This is a genomic window from Agrobacterium genomosp. 13 str. CFBP 6927, from assembly GCA_900012615.1.
Lineage (GTDB): Bacteria > Pseudomonadota > Alphaproteobacteria > Rhizobiales > Rhizobiaceae > Agrobacterium.
The window spans coordinates 1,781,270-1,798,648 of the sequence record LT009756.1; the positions used below are offsets into that span (position 1 = coordinate 1,781,270).

Sequence of the window (17,379 nt, forward strand, 5' to 3'; positions counted from 1 at the left end):
AAGAAAAAGGTTATGTCCAGGTTCAAGTCCGATTTCCTCCGCACGCTCGATGAGCGCGGCTTCATTCACCAGATCTCCGATGAGGCAGGTCTCGACGAACTGTTCGCCAAGGAAACCGTGACCGCCTATATCGGCTATGACCCGACGGCTTCGAGTTTGCATGTCGGCCACCTCACCCAGATCATGATGCTGCACTGGATGCAGAAGACCGGCCACCAGCCGATCTCGCTGATGGGCGGCGGCACCGGCATGGTCGGCGATCCCTCCTTCAAGGAAGAGGCCCGCAAGCTGATGACGATCGACATGATCGAGGACAACATCACCTCGCTCAAGCATGTCTTCGCCAATTACCTCGATTATGACCGCGCCAACAATCCGGCGCTGATGATCAACAATGCCGACTGGCTGCGTGGCCTCAACTACCTCGAATTCCTGCGCGATGTCGGCCGCCATTTCTCGGTCAACCGCATGCTGTCCTTCGACAGCGTGAAGACGCGCCTCGACCGTGAGCAGTCGCTGTCCTTCCTCGAATTCAACTACATGATCCTGCAGGCCTACGACTTCGTGGAGCTGAACCAGCGCACCGGCTGCCGCCTGCAGATGGGTGGCTCGGACCAGTGGGGCAACATCATCAACGGCATCGATCTCGGTCACCGCATGGGGACACCGCAGCTCTACGCGCTGACTTCGCCGCTGCTCACCACCTCTTCGGGTGCGAAGATGGGCAAGTCGGCTTCCGGGGCGGTGTGGCTGAACAAGGACCTGCTGCCGGTCTATGATTTCTGGCAATACTGGCGCAACACCGAAGATGCGGATGTCGTGCGCTTCGCCAAGCTCTTCACCACCCTGCCGATGGACGAAATCGCCCGCATTGCGGCGCTTGGCGGATCGGAGATCAACGAAGCGAAGAAGATCCTCGCGACCGAAGTGACCGCCATCCTGCATGGCCGCGCCGCTGCGGAAGAAGCGGCCGAGACGGCACGCAAGACTTTCGAGGAAGGTGCGCTCGCCGAAAACCTGCCCTCCATCGAGGTTCCGACATCCGAACTCGATGCCGGCCTCGGCGTTCTCTCGCTCATCGTCCGTGCGGGTCTCGCCGGCTCGAACGGCGAGGCCCGCCGCCACGTTCAGGGCGGTGCGGTGAAGATCAACGACGTCAGCGTTTCGGATGAGCGCCAGACGGTTGGTTCCGGTGAAGTGACCGGCGACGGCGTCATCAAGTTGTCGGTCGGCAAGAAGAAGCACGTTCTGGTTCGCCCGGCGTAAGACTTACAAAAACATCGTGTCGAGGACTGCGAAAGCGGTCCTCGATGCGCCGATACCCTCACTTCCGTCATGCCGGACTCGATCCGGCATCCAGCCACGGTACGTCTGCGCCGTGAAAGGGCTCTCACGCGATCAAGGACTTGATCGCACTGGACCCCGGATCAGGTCCGGGGTGACGAAGCGCGGGTGCACCCGTTCTCGCCAAACAGCCGCTTGCGCCAAGCTTTGCGACGCTCCATTCACTGAAATTCGAAAATCTGCCGGAACACACCGGGCGCGATCAGCGACAGCGGATTGATCGTCAGTTTCGGCTGGTCCGTCTGGCCTGATAGTTTGAAGGTAATGCCGAGCAGACCCCGGTCGCGGCCATTGCCGAGGAAAATGCCGATGAAGGGCAGCTCGCCGAACAGCCGGTTCAGGCCATAGGCGGGCATGAAGGTGCCGGTCATGTCCATGCGGCCGCTCTGGTCCTTCAGCAGGCCCTGGAAGGTCGCGCCGATCTGCTCGCCGCGCACGACGCCGTTTTCCACCGCAACCGAGCCGTTGACGTAAACGACCCGCGCAAAACCGCGCTGGAACTTCTCCGAGCTGACATCGATATTGCGGCGCACCGCATTGTTGAGGCTCCTGCCATCCTCACCCGTTGGCGTGGCGACGATATCCTGCAGCTTGGCTTCGTTGACGACGGCAAAATTGCGCAGGTCGAGCGATCCGCTCCAGTCGCTGCCATTGGAGGTGGTGAGCGCAAGGTTGAGAAGGCCGCCGCGGATACGACTGTAGATATTGGCAAAACGGGCAAGCGACCCCGCATCGCTGCTGGTCAGCGTCACCGTTCCCGTTGCCCCGCGATTGACGGTCTGCGCCACGACCGCCTGGCCGTTGCCGGTGACGCCGCGGAAATCCACCGAGCGCACCTTGCCGTCGCGCACGCTGATATCCGAGCTGACATTGGCGAGGATTTCGTCGTTGAATCCGTAAACCTTGTCAAATTGCGTCTTGATGGCAAGGGATGGCTGCGCGCGCGATGTCCCGTCACCACCGCCGGAAGAACTGCGCAGCTTCGAAAGGAAAGGCCTGACATCGGCGGATTTTCCCGAAGCATTGATGCTATAGCCGTTTTTCGAGGCGGCGACCGAAACGGCGTAATTGTCGGAAGGCGACAATTGCACGCGGCTGAGATCGGCTGAAATCAGCCCGTTCTTGCTGAAGGCAATATCGCCGGCAGCGCCGAAGCCATCGCCATCGAGGGAAAAATCACTGATCGTCGTGCGGCCATCCACCACCTCCATGGTGAAGGCGGCTTTTGCCGGAATGCCGATACCCTTGCTCCAGCCAAGCCCCGGCAGAATGATCGATGCCTTGTTGAGGTCGAGCCGGACATCCTGACGTTTGGGATCGGCCCCTGAAATTTCCATCACCGTCGTGCCGCCAAGGACTGTCGAAAGCTCCGGCGCAAGCTTGGCAACCTGCGACTCGTTCAAGGTTGCCTTCAGCAACAGTGTCGGAGAGACGTCGCTGTTCTTGCGCACAGGTTCCGTCATTTCGATGTCCATCGGCACATCGTCCACCCGGCCTTTGCCCTCAAGCCTGAGCTGCCGGTCGTTCAACGCCATGAAACCATCGAGCGCGGTCACCTTGTGTCCGGCGAACGGCTTTGTCAGCGACAGGTTCTTGAGATCGAGATCGGCCGTCCATACCGGCGGCGGCGGGTTTTGGCTGGAGAGCAGCCCTATGGTCAGCTTCGCATTCGCCTTCACATCGCCGGTGAAATCGTCCGGCTTGAACTGCGTATCCTTGAGGGCATTGATGGGTTTCAGCGTCGCAAGCTCCGCCACGGCATCGGCTGCGCCCGCAACATTCAGCTCAAGATTTCCAAGCAGCGGCTTGTCATAGACATCGGAGATCAGGAAACGGCTGTTCTCAAGCGCAAGCGAGCGATTGGACGGGAAATAGGATGTCGCCCGCTTGATATCGACACTCATCTGGCCGCCGACGAGATTGAAATGCGCGTCGACATCGCGCAGCGGCGGAATGTCGCCGGTCGTATTGAGCCGCGTATCGTCAATATCGAAGCGGATCTGCATTTCGCTCTCGCCAAGCACCAGCGGGCAACCGGGACCGCACATCCGCCCCTGCGGAATGAAAACGGCAATCGAGCCATTCGTGATCGTCCCGCCATAAAGGTTGGAAACCACCCATTCGCGCGGCTTGTGCGCCATCCAGAACGGCCAGAGCTGCTTGACCGCCGTCGCCTCCATCTTCGGAATCTGCCCTGCGAAACTGATTTCCGGCGATCCTTCTCCAAACCGGATTTTCAGCGATCCCGCCATGTCTCCAAGTGGACCGCTGACATAAAGCGAGGGAACCTCGAGCTGTTTCGTGGCCGCCGTAAATTGCCCATCCGCCTTCAGGCTGAAGGGAACGGGCTCCTCACCCGAGGCTTCGGCGGAAGCCACCGCATTGTCGATCCGCAGCGAAAGACCGAAGCCCTCTTCGGTGTCCCTGATTTCGCCAACGACCGGAACGACCGTCCGCCCCAGCTCCACCCGTGAGTTTTCGATCACGAGCGTGCTCTTTTGAAAATCGTAACGGGCATTGACCGTGCCGGCGGTAAAGGGCTGGGCCTCGCCCCCAATCAGAAGCGTTCCATTGCCCATGCCGACCGAAACGTCCAGCCGTGGCTCGTGCCCTTCCATGGCGCGGCGGGCAACGATGCTGACACCGGTCTTGACGTTAAGCCCCTCATGAATATTGCCCTGCGGATCGTATTTTTCCAGAAACGGACCTATATCGAAACCGTCTATCCGGGCCTGAAAGCCATCGATCACGCCGCCGCCGCCCGAGGTCTTCAGCGACACGCTGGCAATTTCACCGTTAAACAAGGTTTCGCCATCAAGCGCATAGCCGCCCTGCTGGTCAGGCGTCAGCGACAGTTCCCGCACCTCGATGGTGCGCGGTTTGCCCAGTTCACCGGGCGGCAGATGAACCGAAACGCTGGAAATATCGATTTCCTCTGTTCCGCTGCTCAAGAAAGCCTGCGCAAGCTTGTCGAGCTGCCCGAAAGCCTCCTGCAATTGCTGCGGCACCGCATCGAGCTTGACACTGGAGAGATCGAAACCGTTGCCCTTGGGCAAAAGCGCCGTATCGAGCTCCATGCCGTCGGCCTCGAGGCTCTGTACCGAGACGCGGCCAGCCAGAAGCGCAAGCGGATCGAGCGCCATGCCGATCGCCCGCGCCCGGCTCAGATGCTGGCCGGATTCCTTCTCGACAATGTCCACATCCTGCGCCACCAGCGCCAGCCGCAGCCCGGTCGAGAATCGGATGGCCGATGAGCCTATCCGCGCGCTGTAGTGAGGCCCGAGCGCCCTTTCCAGCGCCTGCTGCGCCTGGCTGGAAAGGGTCTTGTCGATCGATCCAGTTTCAACGGAGACGATGATGCCGCCGATCGACAGAAAGGCGAGCACGAAAAGAGCAGCGAAAATCTTGATGAAGGCGCGCGCCATGGAACGCGGCGGCGGGCAATGCACGATGATGGGATCTTCCGCCTGCGCCGAAGGGAGATCGTGCAGCGCAATGATATCGCGCTTGCCGAACGTAACCTTTTCACCCCTGACTTCAGCCATACGCCCGTGTTTGCCCCTGAATAGCTTTTGTTTCGCCCCAACACTGGACGACGCGCCGTTTCGCTATATATCGAATGTGGCGACTTTCACTCAACATCCCGGCGAAAGAAAGGTGGATTATGACAGACTTGACGATTGGCAGCCCGGCTCCGGATTTCACTTTGCCCCGTAACGGCGAAGGAACGGTGACATTGTCCGGCCTGCGAGGCAAGGCGGTCGTTCTCTATTTCTACCCGAAGGACGATACATCCGGCTGCACCGCCGAAGCGATCGACTTCAGCGCCCTTGGCGGAGAATTCGAGGCGGCCAACACGGTCGTCATCGGCATTTCCCCTGACAGCGTCAAGAGCCACGACAAATTCGCCGCAAAACACGCGCTCAGCGTCATGCTCGCCTCCGACGAGGACAGGAAGGCTCTCGAAGCCTATGGCGTCTGGAAGGAAAAAAGCATGTATGGCAAAAAATACATGGGCGTCGAACGCACCACCTTCCTCATCGCACCCGATGGCACAATCGCCGAGATCTGGAACAAGGTGAAGGTTGCTGGCCACGCACAGGCCGTCCTGGAGGCCGCAGGCAAACTCTGAGAGACGGCCCCTGTCGTGACACCCCCGTTCAAAATCATGTCGCTGCGCGGCGGTGCCACCGAGGCGATCGCCAGCGCCGATATCGACAGAAAAACCGCATTGGCGCAGGAGACGGCGACGCGATGGTTCGAACGCCGCCTGTCGCTGCGCTCCCCTCTCGATCCGCCCCTGCCCGAACGTCCGGGCAGGCCGGAAAAGCCGCAGCTCGTTCCGCCGACCGCCGTCGAGCGCCGCTCCCTTCACACCGTCAAGGGCCGCATAGCGCTGCTGCATGCCATTGCCCATATCGAGCTGAACGCCGTTGACCTCGCTCTCGACATCGTTGCCCGTTATGCCAGCGAGCCGGTGCCGCATTCCTTTTTCGATGGCTGGATGCAGGTCGCCTTCGAGGAGGCGAAACATTTCCGGTTGGTGCGTGACCGGCTGCGGAGCCTGGGCGCGGACTATGGCGATCTGCCGGCCCATGACGGGCTCTGGCAGGCAGCCCACTCGACCCGCAACGACCTGACCGCACGGCTGGCGGTCGTCCCTCTCATTCTTGAAGCGCGCGGGCTGGATGTGACGCCCTCCCTACAGGCAAAGATGCGGGAAACCGGAGATCTGGAAAGTGCCGCCGTTCTCGATGTCATCTACAATGATGAAAAGGGCCATGTCGCCATCGGCGCCAAATGGTTCCGGTTTCTGTGCGCCCGCGAAAAGAAGGACCCGGCAGCCACTTTCAAACAGCTGGTGCGCACCAATTTCCGCGGTCCGCTGAAGCCGCCCTTCAACGACCTCGCCCGCGCCGAAGCAGGTCTGACGCCATCCTTTTATCGCTCGCTCACCGCCGTCAGCAACAGCTGACGCCGCTTTCGGCCCTCAGAGCCTCTCCGGCAAAACTTCGTTAACCTTAACGAATTATGATTTCCTCCAGTGCCCCGTGCGTCCGGTTGGACGCGCGAATGACGCTCCAAACTGTTGAATCTACGCGTCGTGCTTTGCGAAGCCAGCCCGGAGAGAGATTTTGACTGATACAACGGAAAACCGGGTATTCGGCAAAAAGCGTGAGCCACACGTCCTCATTCTGGCGCGCGGTGACAAGGTGCGGCATCTGACGATCCGGCCGTGGATGTCGGCACTTGCCGGCTGCACCATCGGTCTTCTTTCACTCGGTTATCTCGGGGCTACCGGCTATCTCATCCTGCGCGACGACCTGATCGGCGCAACCATGGCGCGCCAGACGCGCATACAGAACGATTACGAAGACCGCATCGCAGCGCTGAGAGCGCAGGTGGACCGCGTTACTTCACGGCAATTGCTCGACCAGCAGGTGGTTGAAAAGAAAGTGGAAAAACTGCTGGAACAGCAGGCCGCCCTCACCTCCAGGCACGGACGCATGAGCGAATTGCTGGAACGCGCGGAAAATTCCGGCATCGCCGCTTCGCCGGCCTCACCTTCCTCTCTCTCGAATGCGATGGCACCGGAAAAACGCGCCGATATGTCCGGCGGCCTTTCCGCTATCGAAAAGCTGATGGCGCCCCGGAAATTGCAGCCGGAAAATGCCGAAACCGACAAGCGGGCGTCCTACGTTCCCGAAGCCGGCGAAACACCTTCCGACCGGGCCGACCGGGTGTTCTCCAAGGTGACGCTTTCGCTGAAGGACATCGAGCGCCAGCAGATATCGCGCATAGCCAGGCTGACCAGCGACGCCGAGGACAAGGCGAGCGCAATGCAGGACATCATCCGTCAGGCCGGCCTGAAAATCGACGAAAGCGGAACGGACGATGTTGGCGGTCCTTATGCCGATCCTCAGCGCAGTGAAACCGATCCCTTCAATCTTTCCCTCACCAATCTCGACAATGCGCTCAACCGTCTGGATATCGTCAAGGAAAGCGCAACCGCCCTGCCCTTCGGCAATCCGGCTCCCGGCAGGACGATCACCAGCCGATTCGGCAACCGGATGGATCCGTTTCTCGGGCGGCCCGCCTTGCATACCGGCATCGATTTCCGTGCAGAAACCGGCGCGGACGTGAAGGCAACCGGTGCCGGCAAGGTGACGGTGGCGGAAAATTCCGGCGGCTACGGCAATATGGTCGAGATCGACCACGGCCAGGGCGTGTCGACGCGATTCGGCCACCTCTCCGCCATTCTGGTCAGGGTGGGTGAGAAAGTGGAGGCCGGCGACGTTATCGGCCGGGCCGGCAGCACCGGCCGCTCGACCGGTCCGCATGTGCATTATGAAGTACGCCGCAACGATACGCCTGTTGATCCGATGCGGTTCCTGATCGCCGGGGCAGAGCTTAAAACCTATCTTAAATAGTCGGCCGAATTTAACGCTTTTTTTGCGCTTTTTACGATAAATCGCGCAAAACCACGCCGAAGGCTAAAAAGCCTCGCCCGAACCGCGACGTTTCGCGTGCATTTCCCGTTGTTTCCTTGACTTTCCGGCAATTTGGGCATATCCCCGCGCCAAGTCTTTGCAAGTGTCGCAGCGGCACGCAGGTGTTCTTACCGAACCAGAACGGAAAAAGTTCTTCCTTTGACAACATTCTCTGATCTTGGCCTGAGCCAAAAAGTTCTTTCCGCTATTGCAGATGCCGGCTACACGACGCCGACACCCATTCAGGCCGGCGCAATTCCGCCCGCGCTGGAAAAGCGTGATATCTGCGGTATCGCACAGACGGGCACGGGGAAAACCGCTTCCTTCGTTCTGCCGATGCTCACCTTGCTCGAGAAGGGCCGCGCACGCGCCAGAATGCCGCGCACGCTGATCCTCGAGCCGACCCGCGAACTCGCAGCGCAGGTCGCCGAAAACTTCGAGAAATACGGCAAGAATCACAAGCTGAACGTCGCCCTTCTGATCGGTGGCGTTTCCTTCGAAGATCAGGACCGCAAGCTTGAGCGCGGCGCCGATGTTCTCATCTGCACACCCGGCCGTCTCCTCGACCATTGCGAGCGCGGCAAGCTGCTGATGACTGGCGTGGAAATCCTCGTCATCGATGAAGCCGACCGCATGCTGGACATGGGCTTCATTCCGGATATCGAGCGTATCGCCAAGATGATCCCCTTTACCCGGCAAACGCTGTTCTTTTCGGCCACCATGCCGCCGGAAATCCAGAAGCTCGCCGACCGGTTCCTGCAGAACCCCACCCGTGTCGAGGTTGCCAAGCCCTCCTCCACGGCAAAGACGGTCACGCAGCGCATCGTCGCCGCGCACAACAAGGATTATGAGAAGCGCGCCGTGCTGCGCGATCTCGTCCGTGCCGAAGAGACCGAACTCAAGAACGCCATCATCTTCTGCAACCGCAAGAAGGATGTGGCAGACCTGTTCCGCTCGCTGGATCGTCACGGCTTTTCCGTCGGCGCCCTGCATGGCGACATGGACCAGCGTTCGCGCACCACGATGCTGCAGAATTTCCGCGATGGAAATCTGACGCTGCTGGTCGCCTCCGACGTTGCAGCACGCGGACTGGACATTCCCGATGTCAGCCACGTCTTCAACTTCGATGTTCCCATTCACGCTGAAGACTATGTCCACCGCATCGGCCGCACCGGTCGCGCGGGCCGTTCGGGCAAGGCCTTCACCCTCGTCACCAAAAGCGACGCAAAATATCTGGACGCGATCGAAAAGCTGATCGCCGAGAAGATCGAGTGGCTGAATGGTGATCTGTCCTCGCTCCCCGCCCCATGGAAAGCTTTGAAAGCAATTCCGGCCGCCGGGGTAGCAAGGAACGTGGCGGCAGGGGCCGCGACAGGAACCGTCGCGATGCACCCGCATCGCCGGTCGAAAACATCAATCAGGTTGCACAATCCGCTGTGGACACGGACATCCCGGCTCATGGAGACGACAAGGTGAAAGCAGAACGCAGACCGGAAAAGACCCCGCGCAATTCGGAGCGCAACAACCGCAACCAGCCGCATGCCAATGACGACAACCGCGACCGCCGTCGCCACTATCGCGACCATGATGACGGCCCGACGCCCGTTGGTTTCGGCGACGACATTCCTGCATTCATGCTGATCGTGGCAAACGCCAAGGCCTGAGCCCACCAGACTGCCGCGGGAATGAAAACATGACGCCGACCATCAAGCCAGGACAGGATTTTCCAGGCGTCGGCGTTGGCCTCGCCATATTGCGCGATGGCCAGCTTCTCCTCTGCCGGCGCATGAAAGCGCCGGAGGCAGGATACTGGAATATTCCAGGCGGCAAGGTTGACCATCTGGAATCCGCCCTCGCCGCAGCACGGCGAGAGGCCGAAGAAGAGACCGGGCTGACAATCGGCAAGGTCGAGTTTCTCTGCCACAGCGAATATATCAATCCGGAAGACCGCCATCACTGGGTCTCGCTGATCTTCATGACGCGTGACACGCAGGGTGAACCGTCGCTGACGGAACCGGACAAGCTTTCCGAAATCGGCTGGTTCGACCTCGATGCCCTTCCAGCACCCATCTCCGCCTTTGCGAAAGACGCCTTGACCGCGCTGAAATAAAGCCGGGCAACAAACAGCGAACCGCCGCTCTGCCGACGCAAGGACGGCATTTTTCCGTCTCAAGGAGAGATTTGCGGGGGATCGAACATGCTCACGCCCGCGCCAGAAGACCCGCTTTCATGCGATTTATTTTCAGCAAACATAATTATAGAAGAATGTTTTTGCGCGAAGCTTTCCAAATACAATTTAAAATTGCTTAAATTAGCACAATGTAAAAAACCGCCCCAGTTGCCTGAAGCGGTTTATACGTGATGAAATAAATAGAATAAGAACTGTAATATAGTCTGGCAGTGCTTATAATCGGAACACTTCCGAGGCCTTTTAAAGCCAATTTCAGTCGTCCCCTGAAACACGGATATCTAAGCTAAACATTTACTTTCCGTCAAGCAAATCTTCTCGCAAATGCGAAAAAAACATGGCAAGAAGCAAATGGCAGGCAAAAAAATCAGAATATTATCTTTGCATATCAATGAATTGAAGAGATGAAAATTAAATGTGCAGTCTATCGCGCTGCACTTAAAAAGTGCAGAATGAGATATTAATCTGCATAAAATTTGCTTATAAGCTCGGCATGTTACAGCATTATAAAGTAAAGAGCCTCTCGTAGAGCGCAGGCGATACTTCTTTTTGCACTCTGCGGAAATTCCATTAGCTTTCGAGCAACGATAATCGGCAGATCGCCCATAATTGCGCCAAACACCAACAACCAGGACGTGTCGTCGTCCTCCCGCCTTTCGAATCGGATAAGTTCCACCACAACCATCGCGAAGGGCGGTCGATGTGCGATTCTGCGGGGGTGTCAGTGATTTTTCCTTTGGAAAACCGATTGTTGCCGATAAACATCAAGCCGGGACAACAGGATTTCGATCACGTCATGCTTTCACTTCGCCTGCTAACGATTATCGCCGGTTTTGCCCTTGCGGGCTCAGCAAGTGCGGCATCGATCGGCATCGTTGCTCCACAGAACGGCCCCTACGAGCTTTTGGGACAGCAGCTACGGCAGGGCGCGAAGGCGGCCGCCGCCAAGCTCGGGCTGGACGTCGTCGAAATCCATGAGAGCTGCGAAGACGGCAGCGGCGGTGCGATTGCCGACGGCTTGGTGGCCGCCAAAGTCAGCGCCGCAATCGGGTTCCTGTGCACCGAGACACTTCAGGGCGTTCTGCCGCCCCTCAAGGCGGCGGCCATTCCGGCGATCACGCTCTCCAGCCGCGCCCCGATCCTGATGGAAGACGCCCTTAAATATGGCTGGCCGCTCTTCCGCCTCACTCCGTCGGACAGGGCCGAGTCGGACAGGGCGGCGGAAATCATCCTGCGTGACTGGAAAGGGCATTCGATCGGTCTTGTGGATGACGGCACGATCTTCAGCCGCGACCTGATCGACCGCATCCGCTCGACGCTGGAGGAAAACGGGCTGAAACCCACCTTCGCCGACACGATACGCCCCGGCCAGGAACAGCAGGTGGCGCTTGTGCGCCGGCTGGCGCGAACCGGAATTACCCATGTCTTCATCGGCGGCGAGCGCAATGACATTGCGATCATCGCCAGAGATGCCGCTTCGGAAAACATTCCGCTTACCATCATGGGCGGCGATGCCATGAATGCGGCGAACAATCCGGTTGCGCTTGCCGCCAATGTGCTGGCGATCACCCGCCCCGCCTATGACACGCTGCCCTCGGCACAGGCCGTTGCCGGTGAATTGCGCGCCGCCAACATCGAACCGGAGGGATACACCCTGCCCGCCTATGCGGCGACGGAGTTGACCGCAGCGCTCGCCGAAGCGGCGCAATCGCAGGGAAAACCCGCACCCGAAATATTGGCAGGCGGTACCGTCTTCAAAACCGTCATCGGCGATATCGTTTTTAACCCGTCGCATGAGCTTGCGGACAATCCCTATCGCCTGCAGCGGTGGAACGGCCAGCGCTTCGAACCGGCGGACAAGGCCGAACGACAGTAAGTGAAGCCGGCGTCACCGGAAATTCAACAAGTCGCGGCTGAGGCCGTTTCAAACCCGGATACACGATGCTAAAGGCAGCGTTGAGCAACGCGTCGAGAGGAGTTTGCCCCATGTCCCTTCCCATCCGGATAGCACCGTCCATCCTGGCTGCCAATTTCGCCAAGCTTGGGCAGGAAGTCGCCGATGTGACGGAAGCAGGCGCGGACTGGATCCATCTCGATGTCATGGACGGCCATTTCGTGCCCAACATCTCGTTCGGACCGGATGTGATCAAGGCGCTTCGCCCGCACAGCAATGCCTTTTTTGATTGCCATCTGATGATCGCTCCCGTCGACCCCTATCTGGAGGCCTTCGCCAAGGCCGGCTGCGACGGCATCACCGTGCATGCGGAGGCGGGGCCGCACCTGCATCGCTCGCTTCAAACCATTCGCACGCTCGGCAGGAAGGCCGGTGTGACGCTCAATCCCGCCACACCGCTCTCCGTCATCGAAAACGTGCTTGATGATGTCGATCTCATCCTGATCATGAGCGTCAATCCCGGCTTCGGCGGGCAGAAATTCATTCCCGCCATGCTCGACAAGATCCGCGCGGCAAAAGCGATGATCGGCGACCGGCCGATCGAACTTGAAGTGGATGGCGGCGTGACGGCGCAGACCGCCGGCGCGATCGTTGCCGCCGGCGCCAATGCACTCGTGGCCGGCTCGGCCATCTTCAAGGGAGACGGCGTCGAGGATTATCGTAAAACGGTCTCGCTGCTGCGCACGACGGCGGAAGCCGGGCAGTCCTGATCCGACACCAAACGCGGAGACGCCGGAAACGAGACTGCAGGCGTTTGGGTGGGGGCTTTGATGGACAGCGAAACGCAGGATTTCCGTAAGATAATACCGGCCTCTCTGTTTCCGCTCCTTGCCCCGCTCGTCTGGGCCGCCTCTTCGGCAGCCAGCGCCGCCCTCGGCCTCTATCTCAGAAACCGGTTCGAAACCGACCATGCTGCCGACATCGTAATATTGTTCTTTTGCGGTGGCCTTCTGGGCTGGCCCTTGGCGATGGTCGCCCTGCGCTTCCTCCCCGCATCCGTCAACCTGCCGCTGCGCCTTGCGGCAAGCTGCCTTGCCATCGCCTTCTTCACCATAGCGGTCACGGCAGCTTTTTTCGCTTTTCAGTACCGCATCTTTTATGCGCAGTGGCACGCACCGGCATTTTCCCGCATCTGGTTTTTCCAGCAGCTCTTCACCTCGCTCGGCGCCATCTACCAGTTCTGCATTCTGGGCCTTCGCCTCTATTTTCCATTTGCCGCCGTTCCGCTGCTGCTTGCAGGCCTTGTCCTTTGCAGACGGGCACATGGCGCGCCGCGCATCCGTTCAGACGCACAAAGGACGCCCTGACACTTTGAATATGCGCATCGGGCCGATGCGCAGGCCTGATAGCTGATTGAGATTACCGGAACACTTTGCTAAACGGGCAGCAAAATTCCTCCACAGAGAATTCCACACAAAGAAAGTCATTGCCATGATCCCTCGTTACTCCCGGCCGGAAATGGTCGCCATCTGGTCGCCGGAAACAAAGTTCCGCATCTGGTTTGAGATCGAGGCGCATGCCTGTGACGCATTGGCCGAACTCGGCGTCATCCCCAAGTCGGCTGCCCAGACCATCTGGGAAAAGGGCGGCAGCGCCACTTTCGACGTCGCCCGCATCGACGAGATCGAGGCCGTCACCAAGCACGACGTCATCGCTTTCTTGACGCACCTCGCCGAATTTGTCGGCCCCGATAGCCGTTTCGTCCATCAGGGCATGACCTCCTCCGACGTGCTGGACACCACGCTCAACATCCAGCTCGTCCGCGCCGCCGATCTGCTGCTCGCCGATATGGACCGGGTGCTCGCCGCACTGAAGACCCGCGCCTTCGAACACAAGAACACGGTGCGCATCGGCCGCAGCCACGGCATCCATGCCGAGCCGACCACCATGGGCCTGACCTTTGCCCGCTTTTATGCCGAGATGCACCGCAACCGCGAGCGCCTCGTCAATGCCCGTGCGGAAATCGCCACTGGCGCGATCTCCGGCGCCGTCGGCACCTTCGCCAATATCGACCCGCGCGTGGAAGAACATGTTTGCGCCAAGCTCGGCCTCATTCCCGAGCCGGTCTCCACGCAGGTCATCCCGCGTGACCGTCACGCCATGTTCTTCGCCGTCCTCGGCGTCATCGCCTCTTCGATTGAAAACGTCGCCATCGAAATCCGCCACATGCAGCGCACCGAAGTTCTGGAAGCGGAAGAGTTCTTCTCTCCCGGCCAGAAGGGTTCCTCCGCCATGCCGCACAAGCGCAACCCGGTGCTGACTGAAAACCTGACGGGCCTTGCCCGTCTGGTGCGCATGTCGGTCGTCCCGGCCATGGAAAACGTGGCGCTCTGGCATGAGCGCGATATCAGCCACTCCTCGGTGGAGCGCGCCATCGGCCCTGACACCACCGTTACCCTCGACTTCGCACTGAACCGCCTTGCCGGCGTCATCGAAAAGCTGGTGATCTACCCGGACAACATGTTGAAAAACATGAACAAGTTCCGTGGCCTCGTGCATTCGCAGCGCGTTCTCTTGGCGCTGACGCAGGCCGGCGTTTCGCGTGAGGACGCCTACCGCCTGGTGCAGCGCAACGCCATGAAGGTCTGGGAACAGGGTGCGGATTTCCTCGAGGAGCTGTTGGGCGATGAGGAAGTGCGCGCCGCCCTTCCCGAAGATGCCATCCGCGAGAAGTTCGATCTCGGCTACCACACCAAGCATGTCGACACGATCTTCAAGCGCGTCTTCGGCAACGCCTGAGCAAATACCCTGAAGTTAATGCCGTCGCGGCCTTGATCGCGGCGGCATCACGACACAGATATGGGCGCATGAAAGTTTCAGAAGCAGATATCCTCATCGTACCGGGTTACACCAATTCCGGCCCAGACCACTGGCAGACGCGCTGGGAGCGCAAGCTTTCCACCGCGCGCCGTGTCGAGCAGGCCGAGTGGACAAAACCGGTGAGGCACGATTGGGTGGCGCGGCTGGTGGAAGAGGTCAACGCCTCGACCAAGCCCGTCGTTCTCGTCGCCCATTCGCTGGGTGTTCCGACCGTCATCCACGCCATTCCGGAAATCGGCAGGAAAGTTGCAGGCGCACTTCTCGTCGCCCCGCCGGATGTCGCCAATCCGGATATCCGGCCGAAACATCTGATGACCTTCGGCCCCTATCCGCGCGATCCGCTGCCGTTTCCGGCCATCACCATCGCCAGCCGCAACGATCCCTTCGGCTCCTATGAACATGCCGACGATATTGCCGCCGCTTGGGGTTCGCTGCTGATCGATGCCGGCATGTCCGGCCATATCAACGCCGAGTCCGGCCATGGCCCATGGCCGGAAGGCGGCATGGTGTTCGCCCAGTTCCTGAGCCGCCTGAAGGCAAACGAGCCCTGAGAGATACGAAGGGCGAGACCCGCCCCGCCCCTTGCCGCTCGCGCCGGTCGATTTTCAGCCATGGGACATTGTCGGCCCGACATAAGAATTGAAGGGAAGATATGCGCGCTGCATTGTAGAATGCACTCTTTTCCTTTATGGGACCGCTCAAAGACAGAAACGTAACGCCACCAGAATCGGCGTCAACCAAGAGACCTGCCATTATGAACCGTCGCCGCCGTATTTACGAAGGCAAGGCCAAGATCCTCTACGAAGGTCCGGAGCCAGGCACGCTTATCCAGTTCTTCAAGGACGATGCGACCGCCTTCAACAAGAAGAAGCACGAAGTCATCGACGGCAAGGGTGTGCTGAACAACCGTATCTGCGAATATGTCTTCACGCATCTGAACAAGATCGGCATTCCCACCCACTTCATCCGCCGCCTCAACATGCGCGAGCAGCTGATCAAGGAAGTGGAGATGATCCCGCTCGAGATCGTCGTGCGCAATGTCGCCGCCGGCTCTCTCTCCAAGCGTCTCGGCATCGAGGAAGGCGTGGTTCTACCGCGCTCCATCATCGAATTTTATTACAAGTCGGATGAGCTGGAAGACCCGATGGTCTCCGAAGAGCACATCACGGCCTTCGGCTGGGCCAACCCCGCCGAGCTTGACGACATCATGGCGCTTGCCATCCGCGTCAACGACTTCCTGTCCGGCCTCTTCCTCGGCGTCGGCATCCAGCTCGTCGATTTCAAGATCGAATGCGGCCGCCTTTTCGAAGGCGACATGATGCGCATCATCCTCGCCGACGAGATTTCGCCAGACAGCTGCCGTCTCTGGGATATCGAGACCCAGAAGAAGATGGACAAGGACCTGTTCCGCCGCGACATGGGCGGGCTTCTCGAAGCCTATTCCGAAGTTGCGCGCCGTCTCGGCATCATCAATGAAAACGAACCGATCCGCGGCACCGGCCCTGTCCTCGTGAAGTAATATCGGCCTCGTGAAGTAATATCGACACCGCAAGGGTAAAATCAGGAGAAGATCAGGTGATCAAGGCACGGGTGACTGTTACGCTGAAGAACGGCGTTCTCGATCCGCAGGGCAAGGCAATCGAAGGCGCGCTCGGCAGCCTCGGTTTCGGCGGCGTCGGCCATGTCCGTCAGGGCAAGGTCTTCGACCTGGAGCTGGAAGGTGCCGACAAGGCCAAGGCCGAGACCGACCTGAAGGCGATGTGCGAAAAGCTTCTGGCCAATACGGTTATCGAAAACTACTCTATCGCCATTCTCTAAAAGCCGCAGGAGCCGCCGACCATGAAATCCGCTGTCGTCCAACTTCCCGGCCTGAACCGCGACCGCGACATGATCGCGGCGCTCACGAAAATCTCCGGAACGGCGCCCGTCACCATCTGGCAGACGGAAACGACACTTCCGGATGTTGACCTGATCGTCATTCCCGGCGGCTTCTCCTACGGTGACTATCTGCGTTGCGGCGCCATTGCCGCCCGCATGCCGGTCATGCAGGCCATCCGCGAAAAGGCCGAAAAGGGCGTCAAGGTTCTCGGCGTCTGCAACGGCTTCCAGATTCTCGTCGAAGCCGGCATGCTGCCGGGCGCGCTGATGCGCAACGCCTCGCTGAAATTCGTCTGCCGTGAAGTGAAGCTCGAAGTCGTCAATAACGACACCGAATTCACCCGCGCCTATGACAAGGGCCAAGTACTGCGTTGCCCCGTCGCCCACCACGACGGCAACTACTTCCTCGAAGCGGATGAGTTGAAGGCCGTCGAAGGCAATGGCCAGGTCGTGTTCCGTTATGCTGACGGCACCAATCCCAATGGTTCGTTGAACGACATTGCCGGCGTCATTAACGCTCAGGGCAACGTTCTCGGCATGATGCCGCATCCTGAAAACCTGATCGAGGCCGCCCATGGCGGCAATGACGGCCGCGGCCTCTTTGCCTCGGCGCTCGGCGTCATCGCAGCCTGACAAGCGGGCGGGCATGTGCCTGCCCTCTTCTCGATGCCACTTCCGGCTCCAGTTTGGCCTTTAATTTGGAT

At 59.6% G+C, this 17,379-nt stretch carries 14 protein-coding genes and 1 pseudogene; 14 read left to right on the forward strand and 1 reads right to left on the reverse strand.

Features of this window, described 5'->3' with window-relative positions; all coding sequences use genetic code 11:
- Positions 1-12 precede the first annotated feature (12 nt).
- Complete coding sequence (tyrS, locus tag AGR13A_RS08890; RefSeq protein ID WP_080836709.1) at positions 13-1,266, forward strand: tyrosine--tRNA ligase; 1,254 nt, start codon at positions 13-15, stop codon at positions 1,264-1,266.
- 239 nt (positions 1,267-1,505) lie between these two features.
- On the opposite strand, the gene AGR13A_RS08895 is transcribed toward tyrS, so the two are convergent.
- A complete protein-coding gene (locus AGR13A_RS08895) occupies positions 1,506-4,889 on the reverse strand; it encodes a YhdP family protein (RefSeq protein WP_080834830.1) in 3,384 nt (1,127 codons plus the stop codon).
- 119 nt (positions 4,890-5,008) lie between these two features.
- Between AGR13A_RS08895 and AGR13A_RS08900 the strand changes: the two genes are divergently transcribed.
- The 13 genes and pseudogenes from AGR13A_RS08900 (at position 5,009) to purQ (ending at position 17,308) form a co-directional block, all read left to right on the forward strand.
- A complete protein-coding gene (locus tag AGR13A_RS08900; protein ID WP_080834832.1) occupies positions 5,009-5,476 on the forward strand; it encodes a peroxiredoxin in 468 nt (155 codons plus the stop codon).
- Between the two features lie 15 nt (positions 5,477-5,491).
- On the forward strand, positions 5,492-6,319 hold the full coding sequence (locus AGR13A_RS08905; protein WP_167377448.1) for a ferritin-like domain-containing protein: 828 nt from the start codon (positions 5,492-5,494) through the stop codon (positions 6,317-6,319).
- A 160-nt stretch (positions 6,320-6,479) separates the two neighbouring features.
- The gene (locus AGR13A_RS08910; RefSeq protein WP_080834837.1) at positions 6,480-7,775 is read left to right on the forward strand and encodes a M23 family metallopeptidase; all 1,296 of its coding nucleotides are present in this window, start codon (positions 6,480-6,482) and stop codon (positions 7,773-7,775) included.
- Positions 7,776-7,994: 219 nt separating this feature from the next.
- Positions 7,995-9,499 (forward strand): annotated as a pseudogene (locus tag AGR13A_RS08915) (DEAD/DEAH box helicase).
- Between the two features lie 29 nt (positions 9,500-9,528).
- A complete protein-coding gene (locus AGR13A_RS08920) occupies positions 9,529-9,945 on the forward strand; it encodes an NUDIX domain-containing protein (protein WP_080834839.1) in 417 nt (138 codons plus the stop codon).
- An 826-nt stretch (positions 9,946-10,771) separates the two neighbouring features.
- Positions 10,772-11,899, forward strand: a complete 1,128-nt coding sequence (locus AGR13A_RS08930; RefSeq protein ID WP_308400189.1) for a branched-chain amino acid ABC transporter substrate-binding protein — start codon at positions 10,772-10,774, stop codon at positions 11,897-11,899.
- A gap of 110 nt (positions 11,900-12,009) precedes the next feature.
- Entirely contained in the window at positions 12,010-12,687 is a 678-nt protein-coding gene (gene rpe / locus AGR13A_RS08935; RefSeq protein ID WP_035224231.1) for a ribulose-phosphate 3-epimerase, read from the forward strand.
- Positions 12,688-12,747: 60 nt separating this feature from the next.
- Positions 12,748-13,284 carry a hypothetical protein gene (locus AGR13A_RS08940; protein ID WP_080834843.1) on the forward strand — a complete coding sequence of 179 codons (537 nt, stop codon included), beginning with the start codon at positions 12,748-12,750 and terminating at the stop codon, positions 13,282-13,284.
- A 124-nt stretch (positions 13,285-13,408) separates the two neighbouring features.
- Positions 13,409-14,716, forward strand: a complete 1,308-nt coding sequence (purB, locus tag AGR13A_RS08945) for an adenylosuccinate lyase (protein ID WP_035224226.1) — start codon at positions 13,409-13,411, stop codon at positions 14,714-14,716.
- Between the two features lie 68 nt (positions 14,717-14,784).
- Positions 14,785-15,348, forward strand: coding sequence for an alpha/beta hydrolase (locus AGR13A_RS08950; protein ID WP_003495376.1), 564 nt, complete (start codon positions 14,785-14,787; stop codon positions 15,346-15,348).
- Between the two features lie 203 nt (positions 15,349-15,551).
- Positions 15,552-16,316, forward strand: coding sequence for a phosphoribosylaminoimidazolesuccinocarboxamide synthase (purC, locus tag AGR13A_RS08955; protein ID WP_003495374.1), 765 nt, complete (start codon positions 15,552-15,554; stop codon positions 16,314-16,316).
- Positions 16,317-16,372: 56 nt separating this feature from the next.
- Positions 16,373-16,615: a phosphoribosylformylglycinamidine synthase subunit PurS gene (gene purS / locus AGR13A_RS08960; protein ID WP_003495372.1), complete on the forward strand. Its 243-nt coding sequence runs from the start codon at positions 16,373-16,375 to the stop codon at positions 16,613-16,615.
- A 21-nt stretch (positions 16,616-16,636) separates the two neighbouring features.
- Positions 16,637-17,308, forward strand: coding sequence for a phosphoribosylformylglycinamidine synthase subunit PurQ (purQ, locus tag AGR13A_RS08965; protein WP_080834845.1), 672 nt, complete (start codon positions 16,637-16,639; stop codon positions 17,306-17,308).
- Positions 17,309-17,379 lie beyond the last annotated feature (71 nt).